This is a genomic window from Haloechinothrix alba, assembly GCF_900188115.1.
Lineage (GTDB): Bacteria > Actinomycetota > Actinomycetes > Mycobacteriales > Pseudonocardiaceae > Haloechinothrix > Haloechinothrix alba.
Genome location: NZ_FZNW01000021.1, coordinates 33,781 through 52,702 on the forward strand (window position 1 = coordinate 33,781; position 18,922 = coordinate 52,702).

The 18,922-nt window shown below is 67.7% G+C and carries 19 protein-coding genes; 17 read left to right on the forward strand and 2 right to left on the reverse strand.

Annotated elements, in window-relative coordinates:
• The first annotated feature begins 18 nt into the window (after positions 1-18).
• The 14 genes from CHB84_RS18535 (at position 19) to CHB84_RS18600 (ending at position 15,829) form a co-directional block, all read left to right on the forward strand.
• Complete coding sequence (locus CHB84_RS18535) at positions 19-876, forward strand: ABC transporter ATP-binding protein (protein ID WP_245818828.1); 858 nt, start codon at positions 19-21, stop codon at positions 874-876.
• 3 nt (positions 877-879) lie between these two features.
• Positions 880-2,112 carry an MlaD family protein gene (locus CHB84_RS18540; protein WP_089302922.1) on the forward strand — a complete coding sequence of 411 codons (1,233 nt, stop codon included), beginning with the start codon at positions 880-882 and terminating at the stop codon, positions 2,110-2,112.
• A complete protein-coding gene (locus tag CHB84_RS18545; protein WP_245818829.1) occupies positions 2,109-3,533 on the forward strand; it encodes an MlaD family protein in 1,425 nt (474 codons plus the stop codon). Before CHB84_RS18540 ends, CHB84_RS18545 begins: the two co-directional genes overlap by 4 nt.
• Positions 3,533-4,828 (forward strand): MlaD family protein, encoded by a 1,296-nt coding sequence (locus tag CHB84_RS18550; RefSeq protein WP_089302923.1) that lies wholly within the window; start codon positions 3,533-3,535, stop codon positions 4,826-4,828. Before CHB84_RS18545 ends, CHB84_RS18550 begins: the two co-directional genes overlap by 1 nt.
• A complete protein-coding gene (locus tag CHB84_RS18555) occupies positions 4,828-6,141 on the forward strand; it encodes an MlaD family protein (protein WP_089302924.1) in 1,314 nt (437 codons plus the stop codon). The genes CHB84_RS18550 and CHB84_RS18555 overlap by 1 nt, the downstream gene beginning before the upstream one ends.
• Complete coding sequence (locus tag CHB84_RS18560; RefSeq protein ID WP_089302925.1) at positions 6,138-7,394, forward strand: MlaD family protein; 1,257 nt, start codon at positions 6,138-6,140, stop codon at positions 7,392-7,394. The genes CHB84_RS18555 and CHB84_RS18560 overlap by 4 nt, the downstream gene beginning before the upstream one ends.
• Positions 7,395-7,404: 10 nt before the next feature.
• The gene (locus CHB84_RS18565) at positions 7,405-8,697 is read left to right on the forward strand and encodes an MlaD family protein (RefSeq protein ID WP_089302926.1); all 1,293 of its coding nucleotides are present in this window, start codon (positions 7,405-7,407) and stop codon (positions 8,695-8,697) included.
• Entirely contained in the window at positions 8,698-11,121 is a 2,424-nt protein-coding gene (locus CHB84_RS18570) for an RND transporter family protein (RefSeq protein ID WP_089302927.1), read from the forward strand.
• Complete coding sequence (locus CHB84_RS18575; RefSeq protein WP_089302928.1) at positions 11,118-12,401, forward strand: peptidyl-prolyl cis-trans isomerase; 1,284 nt, start codon at positions 11,118-11,120, stop codon at positions 12,399-12,401. The genes CHB84_RS18570 and CHB84_RS18575 overlap by 4 nt, the downstream gene beginning before the upstream one ends.
• A 103-nt stretch (positions 12,402-12,504) precedes the next feature.
• Positions 12,505-12,720 (forward strand): hypothetical protein, encoded by a 216-nt coding sequence (locus CHB84_RS18580; protein ID WP_089302929.1) that lies wholly within the window; start codon positions 12,505-12,507, stop codon positions 12,718-12,720.
• Between the two features lie 193 nt (positions 12,721-12,913).
• Positions 12,914-14,245: a protoporphyrinogen/coproporphyrinogen oxidase gene (locus CHB84_RS18585; protein ID WP_089302930.1), complete on the forward strand. Its 1,332-nt coding sequence runs from the start codon at positions 12,914-12,916 to the stop codon at positions 14,243-14,245.
• Positions 14,242-14,967, forward strand: coding sequence for a hypothetical protein (locus CHB84_RS18590; RefSeq protein ID WP_089302931.1), 726 nt, complete (start codon positions 14,242-14,244; stop codon positions 14,965-14,967). The genes CHB84_RS18585 and CHB84_RS18590 overlap by 4 nt, the downstream gene beginning before the upstream one ends.
• Positions 14,967-15,566 (forward strand): cytochrome c oxidase subunit 3, encoded by a 600-nt coding sequence (locus CHB84_RS18595; RefSeq protein ID WP_089302932.1) that lies wholly within the window; start codon positions 14,967-14,969, stop codon positions 15,564-15,566. Before CHB84_RS18590 ends, CHB84_RS18595 begins: the two co-directional genes overlap by 1 nt.
• The gene (locus tag CHB84_RS18600; protein ID WP_089302933.1) at positions 15,563-15,829 is read left to right on the forward strand and encodes a cytochrome C oxidase subunit IV family protein; all 267 of its coding nucleotides are present in this window, start codon (positions 15,563-15,565) and stop codon (positions 15,827-15,829) included. The genes CHB84_RS18595 and CHB84_RS18600 overlap by 4 nt, the downstream gene beginning before the upstream one ends.
• A 2-nt stretch (positions 15,830-15,831) precedes the next feature.
• On the opposite strand, the gene CHB84_RS18605 is transcribed toward CHB84_RS18600, so the two are convergent.
• Both CHB84_RS18605 and CHB84_RS18610 read right to left on the reverse strand, forming a co-directional pair.
• Positions 15,832-16,806, reverse strand: coding sequence for a DUF7065 domain-containing protein (locus CHB84_RS18605; protein WP_089302934.1), 975 nt, complete (start codon positions 16,804-16,806; stop codon positions 15,832-15,834).
• 39 nt (positions 16,807-16,845) lie between these two features.
• The gene (locus CHB84_RS18610; RefSeq protein ID WP_089302935.1) at positions 16,846-17,880 is read right to left on the reverse strand and encodes a phosphotransferase family protein; all 1,035 of its coding nucleotides are present in this window, start codon (positions 17,878-17,880) and stop codon (positions 16,846-16,848) included.
• Between the two features lie 179 nt (positions 17,881-18,059).
• Between CHB84_RS18610 and CHB84_RS23045 the strand changes: the two genes are divergently transcribed.
• From CHB84_RS23045 to CHB84_RS18620, 3 genes are read left to right on the forward strand one after another with little or no spacing between them, the layout of a single operon-like run.
• On the forward strand, positions 18,060-18,218 hold the full coding sequence (locus CHB84_RS23045; RefSeq protein ID WP_176440037.1) for a hypothetical protein: 159 nt from the start codon (positions 18,060-18,062) through the stop codon (positions 18,216-18,218).
• 19 nt (positions 18,219-18,237) lie between these two features.
• Entirely contained in the window at positions 18,238-18,471 is a 234-nt protein-coding gene (locus CHB84_RS18615) for a hypothetical protein (protein ID WP_089302936.1), read from the forward strand.
• 42 nt (positions 18,472-18,513) lie between these two features.
• Positions 18,514-18,894 (forward strand): hypothetical protein, encoded by a 381-nt coding sequence (locus CHB84_RS18620; RefSeq protein ID WP_089302937.1) that lies wholly within the window; start codon positions 18,514-18,516, stop codon positions 18,892-18,894.
• Positions 18,895-18,922 lie beyond the last annotated feature (28 nt).

Consider the following 18,922-nt stretch of genomic DNA (forward strand, 5'->3'; position numbering starts at 1 on the left):
CCCTGAGGGAGCCATTTCATGATGGAAAAGATCTTTGCCCGTGGCGAGCGGCCCGTCACTGCGCCCGCACCGGACGGTGGTCACAGGCACCGGGCGGACAACGGTTCGCACGGCGATGCCGACGGTCACAGCATGCAGGTTCGGAACTTGCACAAAGCATTCGGCGACTCGGCCGTCATGAAAGGATTGAGTCTCGACTTCGTCGACGAGGCGATCACGACCATTCTCGGGCCGTCGGGTACGGGCAAGAGCGTACTGATCAAACACCTCGTCGGGCTGCTCGAGCCGGATCAAGGCGAGGTACTCGTCTTCGGACGGAATATCTGGGGCATCAGCGAGAACGAGCGGTACGAGATCCGCAAGAAGTTCGGCGTCCTGTTCCAGGACGGCGCTCTTTTCGGGTCCATGAATATCTACGACAACGTGGCCTTCCCGTTGAGGAAGCACACCGACAGGGCTGAGGACGAGATCGAGCACACCGTCATGTCCCACATCAAGGAAGTCGGCCTTGAGGAGGCGATCGACAAGTACCCGGGAGAACTGTCCGGGGGCATGCGCAAGCGAGCCGGTTTCGCCAGAGCCCTCGTGATGAAGCCGCAGATCGTGTTGTTCGACGAGCCCGACTCGGGGCTGGACCCCGTCCGTACGAGCCTGCTGTGTGACCTGATACTCGACATTCACCGCGAGCATGGTGGTACTTATCTCGTCGTCACACACGATATCGAGAGCGCGAAGAAGGTGAGTGACTACATCGGCGTTCTGTGGAAGGGAAACGTGGTGCACTACGGTGACGCCAGCAGTGCATTCGGCAGCGACGACCCGTTCGTGCGGCAGTTCCTTTCCGGAGCATCGGCAGGCCCTCTGGGGATGGACTGAGCTATGAGACGGATCGCGGTACTTGTGGGGGTCGCTGCGCTGGTGGCTGCAGCGGTTGGCGGCGTGTCGCTGGTCGATGACGAGGACTACACCGTCGACGTCGTTCTGCCGACGGCCACCAACCTCAACAGCGGTAGCCCGGTGTTGATCGACGGGTTCCAGTCGGGTTCGTTGGCCGATGTCCGTGCCCAGGACGGGCACGCCCGGCTGACGCTCGAGATCGATGGCAGCCACGCGCCGTTGCACGACGGGGCGAAGGTCACGGTGAAGTGGAAGTCGCTTGTGGGAGAGCGCTTCGTCGAGGTGCACGACGGTCCACAAGAGAATGCCACGATACCGGCAGGCGGAATGCTCAAGGGGAAGATGCCCGAACCGATGGAGGTCGACCAGGTCCTGGCGGCGCTCGATGAGCCGACTCGGGAACGGCTGAACTCGCTGATCAGTAGGTTGAACACCACGGTGGGCGGGCACGAGCAAGACCTTCAGGCGACGCTGGAGTCGGCAGGCCCCGCTCTCCAGGCACTCGGCGAGGTGTTGAAGGGTGTCGGTGCCGACGGTGAGGCGATCTCGCAGATCGTCTCCCAGCTGAACGATATGACCGGCACGCTAGCCGCTGACGACGGCAAGGTTCGGGCGATCGTGCAGAACCTCTCTCAGCTCTCCGCGGACGTCGCGGGGGAGCGGCAGGAGCTGGGGCAATCCCTCGAGAAGCTCCCCGAGACAGTCGAGCGTGCGGACGACACGCTCGGGAAGGTGCCCGGTGTCGTCGACGAGGCATCCCCGTTGCTCGAGGAACTCGAACCAGCGACCGACCGGCTGCCGTCGGTGGCGCGGAACCTGAAGCCGGTGCTGACGGAACTGCGGCCGGTTATGGAGCGACTACGGCCGACGCTGCGGTCGGCCGATGAGGCACTGGCGGGTACGCCCGCGATGCTCGATTCGGCGCGTGGCGTGCTTCCGGGCACGGAGGCCGTTGTCCAGGGCCTGCTCGAACCGCTGGACTTCCTGCGCCCCTACACGCCGGAGGCGGCAGGGGTATTCACGAACTGGAACTCGGCGGCCGGTAACTATACCGGTACCGGGCACTACGTCCGGTTCAACGTGCTCGGTGGCGCGATGACGCCCGGGGTGAACCCCGGAGTCGTGCCACCGGGTTTCGAGTCGAATCGCCAGCCCGCACCCGGAGCGCTGGTGGGGCAACCGTGGCGCGACGCGCAAGGGAGTGGTGTCCGGTGAGACGTCCAGTTCGCTCGACCATGCCGATGCTGCGCGGTCGCGCCTCGGTGACTCGCATCGTCGCTCTCGCGCTCGTGGTCGTCCTCGGCAGTGCCGGCTGGGCGACGGTCGACACCGGCGAGCGTGACGGGATAGTGGTCGGTGCCGAGTTCCGTGACGCGAGCCCTCTCATAGCCGGCCTCGATGTGAAGGTCGACGGGGTCCCGGTGGGTGAGATCGTCGAGATGAGAGTTGCCGGCGGCGAGAAGTCGGCGAAGCTGGCGCGCGTAACGCTTCACCTGACCAACGACGCCTTACCGGTTTACGAAGACGCCACAGCTACAGTCCGTGCATCCAGCCTGCTCGGTGAGTACTACGTCGATCTGGACAGGGGCTCCCCTTCATCCCGGACGTTGAACGACGGCGACATCCTCCCTGTAGGCCAGAACGACCAGGCCGCGCAGCTGGACCAGGTACTCAACACGGTCGACCAACCGACGGGTCAGGCGCTCGCCGCGCTGATCACCGCCCTCGGCCGTGGCATGGACGGCCAGGGAGAGAACCTCGACGCCACCATCGAGGCGCTGGCCCCGGCGATGGAAGACACCGGGAGGCTGGTGAACATTCTGAAGGAGCAGAACGAGCTCCTCGGCGACGTCGTCGATCGTGTCGAGCCCGTCGCAGGCGCGCTCGCGGATGAGCAGGGCGGCACGCTGGACGCGCTGGTCGAGGCCACCTCGCAGCTGACCGCCGTGACCGCGGAGGAGCAGCGCCACCTCAGGGATACATTGACGCAGCTGCCGGGCACGCTCGCCGAAGCCCGAAACGTGCTGGGCAGGCTCGCCGGTACCGCGGAACAGACCACGCCGACACTCGAAGCGCTGCGGCCCACGACCGACGATCTCGAAGAGCTCAGCGCGGAGGTGGAGTCGTTCGCGAACTCCGCGACTCCCGCGCTCGCCAGCACAGAACCGGTCCTCGACCGTGGGGAGGAGCTGCTGTCCGAGGCCCGACCGGTGACGGCACAACTGCGCCAGGCCTCGCCCGACCTGCGATCCGTGGCGTCGGACGCACAGCCGATCGTGGACTCGCTGGCGGGAAGCATCGGTGACGTTCTCGACTTCATCCGGTACTGGGCGCTGGCCACCAACGGCCATGACGGGATCTCGCACTACTTCCGCGGTCAGCTCGTGGTCAGTCCGCAGATGGCCGAGATGCTGCTACCGCAGCTGACCGGCACGGCAGGCGAGCAGGAATCCGGCGACCAGGACGACGAGCAACAGAGCGTGGACGATCTGCTGTCCGGTATGCCGGATACTCAGGAGCCCTCCCAGTCACACGGACTCCTGGCTCCGCAGGACGACGAGGGAGGCGGCGCGACCGGCTTGAGCCGGGAGCAGGAAGCCGGCGCGTTGGAGCTCTTGATCGGAGGTGGGCAGTGATGACGCGGCGTGAGAAGCAGTGGCGGCGTTCCCTTGTGGTAGGAACGGCCGTCATCACGGTCTTCGCCGCAGCTGTCGTGTTCAGCGTGAACGCTACGGGCGGCCTGCCGGGGACGACCGAGATGACGGTCAAGACCGCCTTCAACGATGTCGGAACGCTCCGCGAGGACGACGATGTCCGGGTCGGCGGCGTGCGCGTGGGCAGGGTCAGCGAGGTCTCGTACGAAGACGGCCGGGCGATCGCCGAGCTCGAGCTCACGGAGATCGACACGGTCTACCGCAATGCCGAGGCACGAACGGCGTCGGTCGGCGCTCGCTCGGCGCTGGGTGCCAAGTACGTCGAACTCAACCCCGGCACCCCGGACGCCGGGAAGATCCAGCCCGGCCAGGTGCTGTCCGCGACGGAGACCGGTGGGGCCCGGGACGTCACGGAGCTCCTCGAAGTCCTGGACGAACCCACTCGGGACTCCCTCGGTTCGTTCCTCCGGGAAACGGGTACCGGCTTCTCCGAGCACGAGCGAAACATCAGCGATGCGATCGAGGGACTACCGGAAGCGCTACCCGACCTGGCTACGGTCTCGCGCTCCTTGGCCGTCGACGACGGCGCTGACGTGACCCGGCTGCTGAGCGATCTCGACACGCTGGCAGGCAGGTTCGAGGGGAGGCAGGATCAGATCGCGGACCTGGCAGGACAGCTGGGTACTACGCTGCGGGCGGTCACGGTCGACGGGGGAGAGCCGTTGCGGCGATCCATCGCGCAGGCGCCGCAGACGTTGCGCGACGTCCGGCACGCGCTTGGAGCTCTGGACGAGCCGTTGGCACACACGGAGTCGGCGATGACCGAGTTGCGTCCGGGCGGCGAGGCGCTCGGGCAAGCGCTACCGGATCTGCGGGGCGTGCTGCGTGAGGCCCCGCAACCATTGGACAGGCTACCGGCCGTCTCGGACGAGGCGGTGCCTGCTGTCGACGAGCTGACCGAGGTAATGGCGGATGCACGCCCGGTAGCACCGCAGGTGACACGGGCCCTCGGCGAGGCAACGGACCCGCTCGCGGTGCTCGCACCGTACTCGTCGGAGATCGCCGACTTCTTCACGCATCTCAAACGGGCGCTCGACAACTCCGACGAGTCGGGCAACTGGCTCAGCCTGGTCTACGTACCGAGCGGCGAGTCAGCGGCCACCGGCATGCTGCCCGGATCCGATCCGACCGTGGCGCGCAACCCGTACCCGGGGCCGGGCGAGGCCGGAAACGATCGCAAGAGCGGTCTCATCGAACCGAAGGGGGACGGGTCGTGATGCCGAAGTTCGTACACCTGAAACGGTCGGCCGCATCACCCTTCGTGCTCGGAGTGGTGTTCATCCTTGTCCTGGCTATCGTCGGGACGCTGGTCATGTTCAAGGAGCCGATCTCCGAGACGTTGAGATCCGGTGACAAGGTAACCGTCCATTTCGCGGACAAGTACGGAATCCGTGCTCACCGTACAGACGTCAGGATGGCCGGTGTGACTATCGGTGACGTGACCGATGTCCGGCGCGACGGCGAGGGTGGCGCCGTCGCCACACTCAAGGTGGACAGTGACGACTACGACAAGCTGCGGTCGCGTCCGACCGCACGCGTACGGCCGGTGACGATCCTCGGTGGCTACTACTACGTCGAGTTGATACCGGGTGGGGAACCCGGAGAGTTCGACGGCGAAATCCCGGAGAAGCGTACGTCCGTTCCCGTCGAGCTGGACAAGATCACGCGGGAGCTGCAACCGGACACCCTTGGAGCCCTTCAGGGTACCGTCACGCACCTCGACGGTGCGCTGGACGAGGAAGGCAGAACCGCGCTTCAGGACCTACTGGACAGCGCTCCGGACACTCTCGAGCCATCCGCGGATGTGTTGAGCGCGGCACAAGGTAGGCGTCCCGAGACGGATCTGACCTCCATTGTGAGCGGACTGGAGGACACTGCGGCGGCCCTGAATACACCCGATCATCAACTCGAGTCCATATTAGAGGGACTCGCGGAGACGAGCGACGTTCTGGGGCGCCGTTCCGGGGATGTGCGGCAGACGCTCGACGCCCTGCCTGCCACGCTCGACTCCGCGGAATCCGGCCTCACCCGGCTGGATACGACATTGGAGAAGGTGAAGGTGACCGCAGGCCCTGCTCGGCCGATCGCGCAGGAGCTGGATGCCGCACTCGAACAGCTCGATCCGGTGCTGGTCCAGGCGCGTCCACTGGTCTCGAATCTCAACGAGACATTGAAGGACGTGGAACCGATGGCGGAGGATCTCGCGCCGACCGTGGACGGGGCAACGACGTTGCTCGACGACGTTCGAGGGCCGGTACTCGAGCGGGTCCGCGGACCCGTGCTGGATACGGTTCGCTCGCCGTGGCACGGCGAGGGGAAGTACGAAGGCGGCGGCGCGGATTTCCCGTTCTACAAGGCACTGGCGTACGCACTGAGCGGGCTGGCCGGGTCGATCAGCACACTCGACGGCGACGGTCATCAGTTCCGCATGGCCGCGACGGTGGGGCCGGGTTCGGTCCGGGGTCTGCCGGTGAACCTGGAACAGCTTTTCGGCCGGCTGGCCGGCATCGGTGAGGAAGGTGCTCGATGAAGACGGCGACCGGGCGACTGCGCAAGACCTGGCAACGGGTACGGACCGAACCGCGGTTCGGCAGGAACGCGCTGATCCTCCTGTGCCTGATCGTGCTCGGCGTTACCTCCGGGGTCGTGATCGTCAACAATCAGGGCTCGGGCTTGACCACCTGGCCATGGACCGACCGTTTCCAGTTCGAAGCGGTCTTCGACGAAGCGCACGGTGTCGCTGCCGGCCAGGGTCAGGGGGTGCGGATCGCAGGCGTGACGGTCGGCACGATCGAGAAATCCGAGGTGAGCGAGGACGGCAAGGCGGTTCTCAGCTTGGGTGTCGACCCCCAGCACCGGATATACGACAACGCCAGTCTCGTTCTCAGGCCGAAGAGCCCGTTGAACGAGATGTACGTCACCATCGATCCCGGCGGTCCCCCCGGCGAACCCATCGAGGCCGGCCAGCGGCTTCCCGTGGGCAACACAGAGACGCCGGTGACGGTCGACCGTGTGACCGAACACCTGGACGAGAATACCAGGGATGCGCTGGCGGCGGTGATCAACGAAGCCGATGTCGCGCTGACTCACGCCAGCGAGGAGCTGGCAGGCGGCGTCGCGGGCACCGACAAGGTCATGCGGGACCTGCGCCCGGTCGTGGAAGAGCTGCACGAACGCCAGGACACGCTGGCCGAGCTGGTGAGCGCGCTCGCGACGATCTCGCGATCCATCGGCGAGGACAACGAGCGGCTCACCCGGTTGGCCGCGGACTTGGAGGAGAGCCTGAGCGTCCTGAGCGACCGGAGCCACCCACTCGACGAATCCATTCAACAGCTTCCCGAGTTCACCTCGCAGCTCCGGCGGGCCACCGATGCGGTGCAGGAGCTGTCCGGCCAGTTGGATCCCACGCTGGACAACGTCCGAGAGGCTTCTGACGACCTGCCAGGCGCCCTTGCGCAGCTGAGGTCGACCGTGGAGGAGGCGGATACCGTTATCGACAAGGCGAACCCGGTGGTCGAACAGCTGAAGCCGGTCGCAGCCGACCTGCGCCCCGTCCTCAGTGATACGCGCGCCGCGCTCGGTGACCTCACGGATATCAGCGCGCAACTGGATCCGGTCACCGCGGCGCTCGTGCCCTACCTCGAGGACCTGCGAGCGTTCACCTACAACACGGCGTCGCTGACCAGCCTGCGAGACGGAAACGCGCCGGTGATCCGCGCCCACCTGGTGGCCGCGCCGGACACGATTCCACTGCTCGACGACCTGCCGTCCCAGGGGAACTGAGGAGCCGATCATGCGGATCCCGACATCGATACTCGGATACCTTCGACTCGCCGTCGTGCTGGCGTTCGTGACGCTGTGCACCGGTGTGTTCGTCTTCCTGTGGACGGGGGCGGGTGGCCGGATCCCGTTGGTGAGCGAGGAAGGGTACCGCGTATCTCTCGATGTCCCCACGGTGGACAATCTCGTCCACGCGTCGGATGTGATGGCCAGTGGTGTCGAGATCGGTTCGGTCGTCGAGATCGAGACCGAGCAGGATCACGCTCGGGTCACTGTGGAACTGGACGACGAGTACGCTCCGCTGCACGAAGGTGCCGCGGTGACCGTCCGGTACAAGACGCTGTTGCAAGAGACGTTCCTGCAGATCGACGACGGTGACGGCGAAGCCATCGCGGCCGGTACGGCCTTACCCGAAGGTTCGGCGGAACCGGCGGTCGACCTCAACGACCTCCTGGTCAGCCTTGACCAGCCGACACGCGAAGCATTGGCGGGCACCCTGCGTTCACTGGGCATGGCCACCGATGATACGGCTGAGCAGATCTCCGCGACGCTCCGCGGCCTGGGACACATGGGACGGCAGGGCGAGACGGTGTTGGACGCGCTCGCGGACCAATCCACAGAACTCCGTGAACTCAGCGGCAACGCGGCGACGTTGCTGAGCGCCCTCGACACCCGGCAAGGGCAGATCGCGCAACTGGTCGGCGACGCCGAGAAGCTGACCGAAGTGACCGCGAACGGTAACGAGCATCTTGAGGAGGTTATGCGCAAGCTCCCGGGGCTGCTGGATACCGCGCGCGGCGCCAGCGATGATCTGGAACGCCTCGGCGAGGACCTCGGTCCGGTCGCGGCCAATCTCGATGCGGCAGCTCCGGATCTCACGGCGGCCTTGCGACAACTGCCGGAAACCTCGGCCGATCTGCGTGGCTTGCTGCCGCACCTGGACAGCGTCCTGAAGCGTGCGCCGGAGACGCTGGAACGCATACCGCCGGTCGGCGAGGATGTGCGCAGCCTCTTGCCGCACGCGAGTACCGCGCTGGCCGACGTGAACCCGATGCTGGCGTACCTGCGGCCCTATGGGCAGGACCTGGCCGCGTGGTTCGCCACGACCGCGGACGCGACGGCCGCGACCCGGCTCGGCGAGCACCATGGTCCGTTCACGGTGGTACCGAACGAGCAGACCGTGGCGGGTATACCCGGCGGTACCAACGACCTCAGCCCGCGCGTCAACCCCTACCCGGGCCCGGGCCAGGCGGAACACCCGGCTCCCTTCGAGGGAAGCTACCCACGCGTGGAGGAGGGGAACTGAGTGAGGTTGCTGCCGGCCTTCCGGCGGTCCCGGCCGCTGAAGCCCCGTCTCGGCGCCGCGCTTCGCGGCGGATCCGCCCGGGTTCGCCGCAGCTGCGCGGTCATCAGGCGCGGCGTACGGCGACCCACGAAACGGGCGCTGGGGCTCACGGTGACCACGCTCGGGCTCGGGACCCTCGTCGTGTCCGGGCTGGCACAAGTGGAGATGGAGACCAAGCTCGCCTCGTTCCTCCCCGTCGATGACCCGGTCATGGAGGACCTGGAAACGGTCAACCAGTCCTTCGGTGGCGATCCTGTCGTGGTGCTGGTCGAGTCGAACATGCCCCGCCAGCAGTTCGAGAACAACCACCTACTGCCGCTGCTCGGCATGGAAGGTGAGCTCGCCGAACTCTCCAACGTAGCGACCGTATACGGGCCGGGCACGATGTTGAACCAGATCGCGGGACACACCCAGGATCTGCTCGCCGAGCTCAGCGGACGCCGGGACGGCATACGTACGCAGGCGGTCGACGAGGCGAAGCGAGATGGCGCCTCGGATGCGGCGGCCGAGCGAGCAGGCGATGAGGCCGTACGCGAGTTCGACCAGCGTTACGGCGACCTTCTCGTGCAGGGGCTTCCCGCGGGCCTGCCGACGTTGCACAACAGCGACTTCGTCCAGCAGGTCGTGTTCGATGCCGAAGGCGCACCACGTCCCCAGTGGAGGTTCGTCGTGCCTCGCGACGACGCGGTCGCGATCCACGTGCGGCCACGCCACGGGCTGAGCGAGGAGGCTACCGGCGAGCTGGTCAGCGACGTCCGCTCCACGGTATCGGACGCGGACCTGGACGCTCGTGATGTGACGGTCTCAGGTGTACCTGCCGTCTCGGCAGGCCTGGGAGCCCAGGTACGAAGCGAGGTTCCGCTGCTGGGTGGGATCGCGATCGTGGCTATCGGAGCCTGCTTCGTCGCGATTCCGTGGGCGCGCCTGCGCTACCGGCTACTTCCGCTGGCAAGCGCGCTGCTGGCCGTAGCAGCTACGTTGGCCGTGTTCGGGTGGATCGGGCGACCGATCTCCCTCGGGGTGGTCGCGTTCCTCTCGGTCCTGCTCGGGCTGGGCAGTTACTACCCGACATACCTCGCGAAGCGCGCGGCGCCTCGCGTCGTGACCGCGGTCGTCCTGGCGACGTCGGCGAGCTTCGCGACACTGGTTCTCTCACCGCTACCGTTCGTGCGCGATCTCGGTCTCGCTCTCGCCATCGGTGTGCTCATGGCAGCCGGTATCGGGACGCTGCTGTTCCGGCGTTCGCACCGTGCTGGTGCGGCGCCGGTGGCGGCCACCGCCGGGGAGACTCCGCCTGCGGCAACGGGAGCTTCGGGCGGCCGAGTGCCCCGGCCCTTCGTCCGTCTCGTTGCGGTGGCCGGGATCGTGCTCGTGGGCGCCTCGGGCTGGCTCGCCTTGCCGAACCTGGGACTGGACGGGAGCTTCCGGCAGTTCACGGCGGGGTTGCCGGAAATGGCCGACGCCGAACACGTCGAATCGGTAGTGGGATCATCCGGCGAGCTCGACATCATGCTGCGGGGCGATGACGTGCTGGCGCCGGAGGCGTTCGACTGGGCACAGCAGGCACACAACACCGCCGTGGCGAACCAGGGGGATGAGTTGCGCACGGTGACGACGCCGTCGAGCCTGCTGCGCTTCCTCGGCTCGGACCCGACGGCCGGACAAGTGGCGGCGGCCGTGCGCCTGCTGCCTGCGTACCTGACGGACGCCGTGTTCCGCAGCGACAGCGAGGTCGCGCTGCTGAGCTACGGCGTGCAGCTCGACGACCTCGATACCTTGCATGCTCTTCGCGATGACCTGCGTGAGTCGCTGCCGGACGTTCCCGACGGGTACGAGATGGCGATCACCGGACTGCCCGTGGCCGCGGTGCGCGCACACGAGCTCCTGTCGGAGAACCGCGTGTTGAGCAACGTCGCCGGTATCGCGGCCGCCGGTATCGTGCTGCTCATCGTCCTGCGCCGGCGGGCGGACGCCGCCCGTGCGGTGCTCGCCGCCGGTACGGCGACCGGCGCGGGCCTGTTCGCCCTGTGGTTGCTCGACGTGCCGCTGAGCCCGTTGACGGTTGCTTTCGGCTCGTTGACCGCCGCTGTGGCCTGCGAGTTCACCGTGATGCTTTCCGAAGCCACCCGGCGACGCAGCCCGTCACTGCGGCGGTCGGTCCTGCTCGCGACCGCGACGTCCGCATTGGGCTACGTGGTACTCACCATGTCCGATTTGGCCGCCGTTCGCGAGTTCGGGCTCCTGCTGACCGGGTCCGTGCTCCTGTCGCTGATCTCGGCGCACTGCGTCGTGTGGGCGACCGGCACCGGTCCGGGCGAGCGCGCCGGTCCCGCTACGACCGCGACACAGACCAACGCCTCGGAGAGTGTGGTAGCTGTTCCATGAGCGATGAACCGGAAACCTCGTACGACGAGCCCGAGAATGCCGCCACGGAGGACTCGGATCGGACGGAGGCTGCGGTCGAGAGCGAAGCAGCGGGTGGCGACCAGCAGCATCGCGGGATGATCCACCGCGCCATCCGATTCGTCGCTCGTGCAGGGAAGTCCGTGCGGTGGCCGCGGGCACGGGGTGGCCGTGCGGCTGTCGCCGCCGCACTCGTCGTGGCGCTCCTCGCGACCGGCGGCTACTTCTGGCTGCAGTCCGGCCGTGCTGTGTTCGGAACCTACGCGGGTGAAGGTGTGCTGTCGTTCGTCCCCGCGTGGTTGCCGGACGATGTGGCCTTCCGGTACGGGGAGAACCTCGTTACCGAAGAGGAACTCGACGAGCACACCGACATGCTGCGTTCCCTGTACGGGATCAGTGCGCCGAGTGACGGGGAGGAACGGCAGCAGTTCGACAAGGACGTCGCCAAGTCGTACGCCGTGAGCCTGGTCCTGCAGCGTGCGGCGCAGCAGCGGGAGATCAGTGTGCCTGACAAGCAGGCTCGGGACACGCTGACCAGGTTCGTCTCGGACCGTCTCGGGGAGGGTCCCGAGGCGTACAACCAGTTCATCCAGTCACTGAGTGAGCAGGGCACCTCGGAGGAGGTCGTGCTCGACGAGCTCAAACGCCGGTTGTTGATAGCGGAACTGTCCGACGCCGTGGCAGGCGATGTCGGGAAGGTGACCGATCAGGAAGTCGAGAAGGCATTCGACGAGCGTAAGGAGGAGCTCGGCACTCCTGAGCGTCGCGCGATCAGCAACATCGTCGTCGGGACGGAGGACGAGGCTGAACGTGTGCTGGAGCAGGTGCGCTCCGGAACGCCGTTCGCGGAGGTCGCGCGTGAGGTCAGCCTGGACGGCAGTACGCGGGACGACGGGGGCGACCTCGGCACGGTCAGCGAACGGCAGCTCGAGGAGTCGTACGCTCAGGTAGCGTTCGAGGCCGAGCAAGGTGAGCTGTTCGGGCCCGTCAAGAACCAACACGGGTGGAACGTCGGCCGTGTCGACGAGATCCATAGCCCGGAGCCCGCCGAGTTCGACGAGATCAAGGATCAGCTGGCCCAGCAGCTACGAACCGAGGCGGCTCTGGAGAAGTGGCGATCCTGGCTCGGCGAGCGCATCGCCGAGGCGGACATCGTCTACGCGGACGAGTACCGCCCGGAGGAACCCGAAGCGTTACCAACGATGCCCCCGACTTCTCCGTCCATATCGAACGGGGAACCGACGCAGCAGCCAGGAAACTGACGTTCGGTGTGGATGGCTTCCGGTTCTCGGTCCTGCTCGCGGACGTGCGGGAGCAGGACAGGACGCGGGATCCGGGGGCATCACACGTTGCCGGAGGAGGAGTATGAGCACGCTCGTCGCTTTCGGACTGCTTGCGGGTGGCTTGCTCCTGCTCGGCCGGTGGGGCATGCGTAACGCCACCCGGCTCGCACCACAGTCGCTCCCGGAAAACGAGCGGCAGCGTCGCGCTCGCGTGATGCGTCGCGGAAGTGTCGCCTGCTGGGTGGTGGCAGGGGCACTCCTCGCCGTGGGGTTCCACGCGTGGCTCGCGGGCGTGTGAGCTCGCAGCCGGCGGGCACCGACGAACCTCCTGGTTGCCTTCGGGTCGGGATATGTATAAAATTGAATAAATATTAAACGCAAGTCTTGCGAGCCCACGGCCGGCGCGTCCCGCTGCGCACGGTCGCTACCTGGGGCGAGCACGCCGCGGGGTGGGTGCGCAGATCCGCCGGGTCCCGTAGAGGAGGTCGTCGATGACGGTGGCTGTCATCGGCGCCGGTGTCGCCGGCGCCGCGGCGGCGCGAACGTTGCGGAGTCGCGGGGTGGACGCGCTCGTGCTGGAGGCTTCGGAGGCCGTCGGGGGGCGTACGCGCACGGTCGGCCTGGAGTACGGTGCCGCCGACTCCGGAGCCATCTTCCTCATGGGCTCCTACGATGCGACCTTCCGGTACCTCCGGGAAGCCGGACACGAGCACGAGTTGCGGCGATGGGAGGCCCGGGCCGCCGTGCTGGACGGCGACGGCGACCGCCACCCGGTCCGGTTCGACCGGCCGTGGACGTTCCTCCGGCTCCCGCAGCTCACCTGGCGCGACCGCCGGCGAGCGGTGCGGGCGATCGGCGCGCTGGCGATGCGGCGCGGCCCGGCGCCGTTCGACACCGACGAGCTGGCGGCGGTGGACGACGGGCGAACGCTTGCGGAATGGGCACGCGCCCGGTTCGGCGACCGCGTGTACGAGTACGTCGTCCGCCCGCTCATGGGGCCGCTGACCGGGGCCGACCCCGAGACGATCTCCGCCGCGTTCACGATCGCGTTGCTGGGCCGGGTGCACCGTACACAGCTCTGGGTGCCGCCTGGTGGGCTGGGGCAGATCGCATCGTGGCTCCTCGACGGTGTCGACGTCCGCACGGCCACGCCGGTGCGAGCGCTGGAGTACACACCGGACGGCATGACGGTCCACACGCCCGGCGGGCCGTTCGATGTGCAGGGGGTCATCGTGGCCACGGATGTCCGGCAGGCCCGGGAGCTGCTCGACGGCGTGGTGGACAGCAGCGTGTGCGCGGCACTCGACGCCGTCGAGCCCGTTCCCGCCTACCACGTCCTGCTCGGGTACCACACGGACCCGTGGCCCGACGCCGGTCACGACCTCGTGGTCCAAGCGGGCCCTGGGCAACACCACAACTACGGCGTGCTTCGCAACAGCCGTCGTGCCCCGTACTCCGTTCCGCCCGGCGGGCAGACCGTCAGCGTGTACTTCGATCGCACCCAGGCCCCCGACAGCGACGAGGAACAGGTCGTGGCGCGGGCGCGCGCGGCGGTCGACCGCGCGTTCGGGTTCGCCGTTCCGGACTTCCACCGGGTGTTCGGCATGGACGTAGCGCTCATCGCTCCCACACCCGGGCATTACGAGGCCATGCGGGCTACGCGGGATGCGATGCCGAGCCGGATCCGGCTGGCAGGGGACTACCTGAGCCACTCCGGTATCGAGGCGGCGCTGCTCTCCGGTGAGCGCGCCGCACGCGATCTGCTGGCCGCGGGATGCGGCACCGCGCAGCACCGGGACGATCCCCGGGGACCGAGGTCATGACACGGGAACTGACGGGTACCTCGCGGCGGGCATTGCTCGCGTGCGCCTGGTGCGGCCCGCTGACCGTCGTCGTCGCCTTCACCGGCTGGCTGATCGCCGGTGTGCTGCCGGTGCCGCTGGGCGCGAGCAGCACGGCCGGGGAGGTCGTGGACTTCTACTCCTCCGGAGCGCACGTGCCGATGGGGATCGCGCTGGCATCGATCGGGATCTCGCTGGTCATCCCCGTGATCGCCGCCATCACGTACGTTATGTGGCTCGGCGAGCCGGGCGCGCCAGTGTTGACGTCGATCCAGGCGGTGAGCGGGACTGCCACGACCGTGTTGCTCCTCGTGCCGATGCTGCTCATGGCGAGTGCCGGATTCCGCCCGGAGCGCCCGGCGGAACTGACGGTACTGCTGAACGACACGGCGTGGCTGCTGTTCATCACACCCGTGGGGCCGTTCGTGATCCAGAACGTGGCGATCGCGACCGCGATCCTGTCGACCAGCACGACGCCACTGCCGCGGTGGCTGGGCTTCCTGAACCTGTGGGTCGGGTTCACCTTCACCTTCGACGTGATCGCCTACGCCTTCCACGACGGACCGTTCGCCTGGCACGGCCTGTTGATCTTCTGGCTGGCACTGACCAGTTACGCGATCTGGCTCGTCGCGATGGGCCTGACGATCCGGCACGTGATTGTGGCCCGGGCCGCCGGTCGTGACCCGATCCCTGGGGTCGCGTGATGGTCGGCCACCTGGGCCGGCACGGGTCGATCGCGCGGTCCGCGGAACACGTCCCTGCAGAACGCGGCATGTGGCTGTTCCTGCTCGCCGACATGACCGTGTTCGCGCTATTCTTCGGGGCCTATCTCTGGGAGTTCGGCTCCGCACGGGACGAGTTCACCGCCGACGCGGCCGCGCTGCCCGTACCGGTCGGTTTCGTGAACACGCTCGTGCTGCTGACGTCCTCCTTCCTCGTGGTGCGCGCGGTCGAGGCCCACCGGTCGGGTGCGTTCGACCGGGCCAGGCGGTTCCTCGGCGGCACGCTCGCGGGGGCCGGCACGTTCACCGGGCTCAAGCTCGTCGAGTACGCGCTGGAGATCGCAGCCGGGCACGGGCTGACGACGTCGACATTCTTCATGTACTACTTCGTCATCACGGGCGTGCACCTGATGCACGTCGCCATCGGGACGACCCTGCTCGTGGCGTGGCAGCGTGCGCTGGCGCCCGGGAAGGCTCCGTACGGCCCTCGCTGGGCCGAAGGCGTGGCAGGCTACTGGCACATGGTCGACCTGCTCTGGCTGATCATCTTCTCGCTCCTCTACATCGGGAGCTACGCATGACCAAACCGCACAGCAGACCGAGGAACGTCTATATCGGACTCGTGGTCGTCACGGTGATCTCGCTTGCGGTGGCATGCGGCGCCGCGCACGGCCTGCTGACCGCACGGGTCGCCGCTACGACCGCGACGGTTCTCGCGTTCGCCAAGGCCCGCTTCGTCGTGCTCGACTTCATGGAGCTGCGGCACGCCGCGCGCGTACGGTCGTACTTCGATGCGTGGCTGGCCGTGGTGTGCCTCGGCTGCGCCGTGCTGCTGCTGCGCTAGCCTCAGACCTCGAGGCCGACGGGGCGGCCGTCGACGATCTGGTCGAGATACTCGCTCATGCCGTACAGCTCGCGGCCGTCGTGGAGCGTCCAGCTCATCAGGCTCTCCACGATCCGCGTCATGCTCACCTTGCCGGTCGTGTCGTCGGTCGGCCGGTGCCGCAGCGGAACTGTGGCCCGTGCCCGGCCGTGCAGCTTCCACTCGCGGGCGTCGGAACGCAGCACCACATCGACCTCGACCTGCTCGTCGCGGTCGTCCCGGACGGTACCGAGATCGATCGCCGTCACGCGGTGCTGGACACGACCGTCCCAGACGAACCCGCCACGGATTGCCGAGCCGTCCTGCCTGCCGAACCAGGCACCCATGAAGCCGAACCCGTCGGTGCAGCCGTGGACCCAGCGGTAGAACCAGGGCGCCTGCCAGCTGCGCGGTCCCCACGTGTGGTCGCGCAGTCCGTGGCCGTGGATGGTTGTCGTGTCGCCCGCGAGCCGGATCCGCCCGTCCACGGCGATCGGCTGCTCGTAGTGGTTCGGCACGAACGAGACGTCGTCGGCGTCGAAGCTGTGCTCGGACTCCGGCGCGATCGCGTAGACCGACAGTGCGAGCGAGCAGTCGCGCACCGGGCTCCCGCCGAGCGCGGCACGGGGATCGGTCATCATGGCCGGGTCGTCGACGACGGTGACGTTCCCGTCGAAGGCGAGTTCGAGATGTCGCATCGGCTCGCGCACCTCGACGCGCATCCCCGCTGCGTCGAGGCGGTCGTTCGACGTAACCCGGGGCTGTTCGTAGGCGAAGCCGAGGCGCCCGTCGGGCAGGTAGAGGCAGACGGTCACCTCACCGTGGCCCTCGTTCGGCCGGTTGCCGATCCGCAGGAACCCGCCAAGGCGAGCGCGCGGGTCGTAGAAGTGGAAGTACATCGACTCGCTGAATGCGGGATCGGCTCCCGGAGTGTGCAGGTAATCGTCGTCCGGCGTCATGGTGAGCTCCTTACTCGTGCTGGCGGCCGGCCATCACGTTCACGGCGTGCGGTACTGGCGAGCGAGATCGAGGGCCTCGTGCAGCAGGTATCGGATCGTGTCCTCCAGCGTGACCAGGTCGGGCGCTCCGTGCTCACCGAGCTCGCCGGACCGGCGCCGCACCAGCACACCCTGCAGGAGCGTGGCGGCCTTCCAGTGGGTGAATGCCCGGTAGTAGTCGAGCGCATCCGCGTCGAGGCCGGTACGGCCGGCATACTCTGCGACGATATCCGCGCGGTGCGCGAACCCTCCTGCTCGCGTCGGGCTCGGCACCGCGATGGCCGGGTCTTCCGGTGCCCGCCAGTCGTCGACGAGCCAGGCCAGGTCCGCGATGGGGTCACCGAGCGTGCACAGCTCCCAGTCGAGCACCGCCGTGATGCGGCCGCGATCCACGAGCACGTTCGCCAGCCGGTAGTCGCCGTGGACCAGGGTCACACGCTGCGGGCGTGGAGCACGGTTCTCGAGGCGATCGAGGCACCGCCGCCACAAGCCGTCGGCATCGGAGTGCCAGCCCCAGTCCCGCCAGTTGCGGCTCATGCGGCGGATCTGGCGGGCTACGTACCCGTCGTGCGGGGCCAGCTCCGCCAGCCCGACAGTGCCGGGGTCTGTCTCGTGCAGCGCGGCGAGTGTCGCGATCACGTTGGTCCCGAGCTCCGCCCGCTCGGAGACCGGCAGCCGCGCTGCGTCGCGCTCGTCGGAGAGCACGGCTCCGGGCGCCCGTTCGGTGACGGCGAACGGTCCGTCGATCCCGGCCTCGCCGGCACCGGTCGCCACGACGGCCGGAACCGGAACCGCCGTTGTCGCGAGCGCGCGCAGGATGCGCGCCTCGCGGAGCACTCCGTGCTCGCCGCCGTCCTCGTCGCTGCGCGGCGGGCGGCGGAGGACCCACTCCCGGCTCTCGGCATCTCGCAACAGGAAGGTGAGGTTGGACTGGCCGGAACCGATCCGGTACGACACGACCGGGGCCGTCAGTGCCGGTACGCGCGCACCGAGCCACGCGGCCAGCTGCCCGTGGCCGTCGGCGTACGCGGTCATGTGTGCTCCAGAGGCAGCTTCCGTGGCGTTCGATGTCTACCCGATCGTGGCCGGGTTCGCTGTTCGCCCCGCACGACCCGGCGATGCTCAGAGCCCTGATTTTCAGGCCCTTCGCTCTGATGGTGGGTTTGGCGTGTCGCCTCGATCAAGAACATGGGAGGGGGCATTCATGATCGTTTGTGAAGACAGACCCGGATATCCTCCTGACGGCACTGTCCGTTCTGATCGACAACCACGTGATCCCGGCCCAGCAACGATGGCCGGGGCGCCGGGAGAAGCTCTCCGACGCCGAGCTGGTGTGCTTGGCGTTGGCGCAGGTGCTGCTCGGGGGCGCGTAGCGAGCATCATTGGCTGCGGATGTGCTACGCACGGCTGGGGCACCTGTTCCCGTGCCTGCTCAAGCGGCCCGGCTACCACAAGCGGGTCAAGGCCGCGGCCCCGCTGATCTGCGAGACCATGCTGCACCTGGCCACCGTGTGCCCGTCCTGGAGCGAGGATCTGCGGCTGATCGACGGCACTGCGGTGCCTTGCGGCAGCTCGCGTGAGACGATGCGGCGTTCCGAGCTGGCAGGCTGGACCGGCTATGGCTGATGCGCGGCCCACTCGCGCTACTTCTGGGGCCTCAAGCTGTACGTGATCACCGCCGCCGAGGGCATGCCGGTAACGTGGTGTCTGGCCGACGCCAAGCTGGGCGAACGCGAGGGCGCCGGGGAACTGTTCGGCCACGCCCTCGACACCGGTGCCCTGCGCGAGGGGATGGTCGTGCTCGCCGACAAGGGCTTGTCGGCCAAGCCGCTGGAGCGCTACTGCGCCGACCAACTCGGCGTCCTGTTCGTGCGGCCGGACCGCAACGACGTGGGTAAGATTCCCCCAGGCTACCCGACCCTGGCACGGATGGGGTCGTGCAGTCACACGGCCCCATCCCGCGTGTGCACCATTTTCCCAGGTCACACCCCGAACTCCCGAACTCGTGTGCTCATGGTCTCCGGAAGTCCGCTCAGCGGACCGAAGTAGTGGCTTCTGCATAGCTGTGATTTGGTTT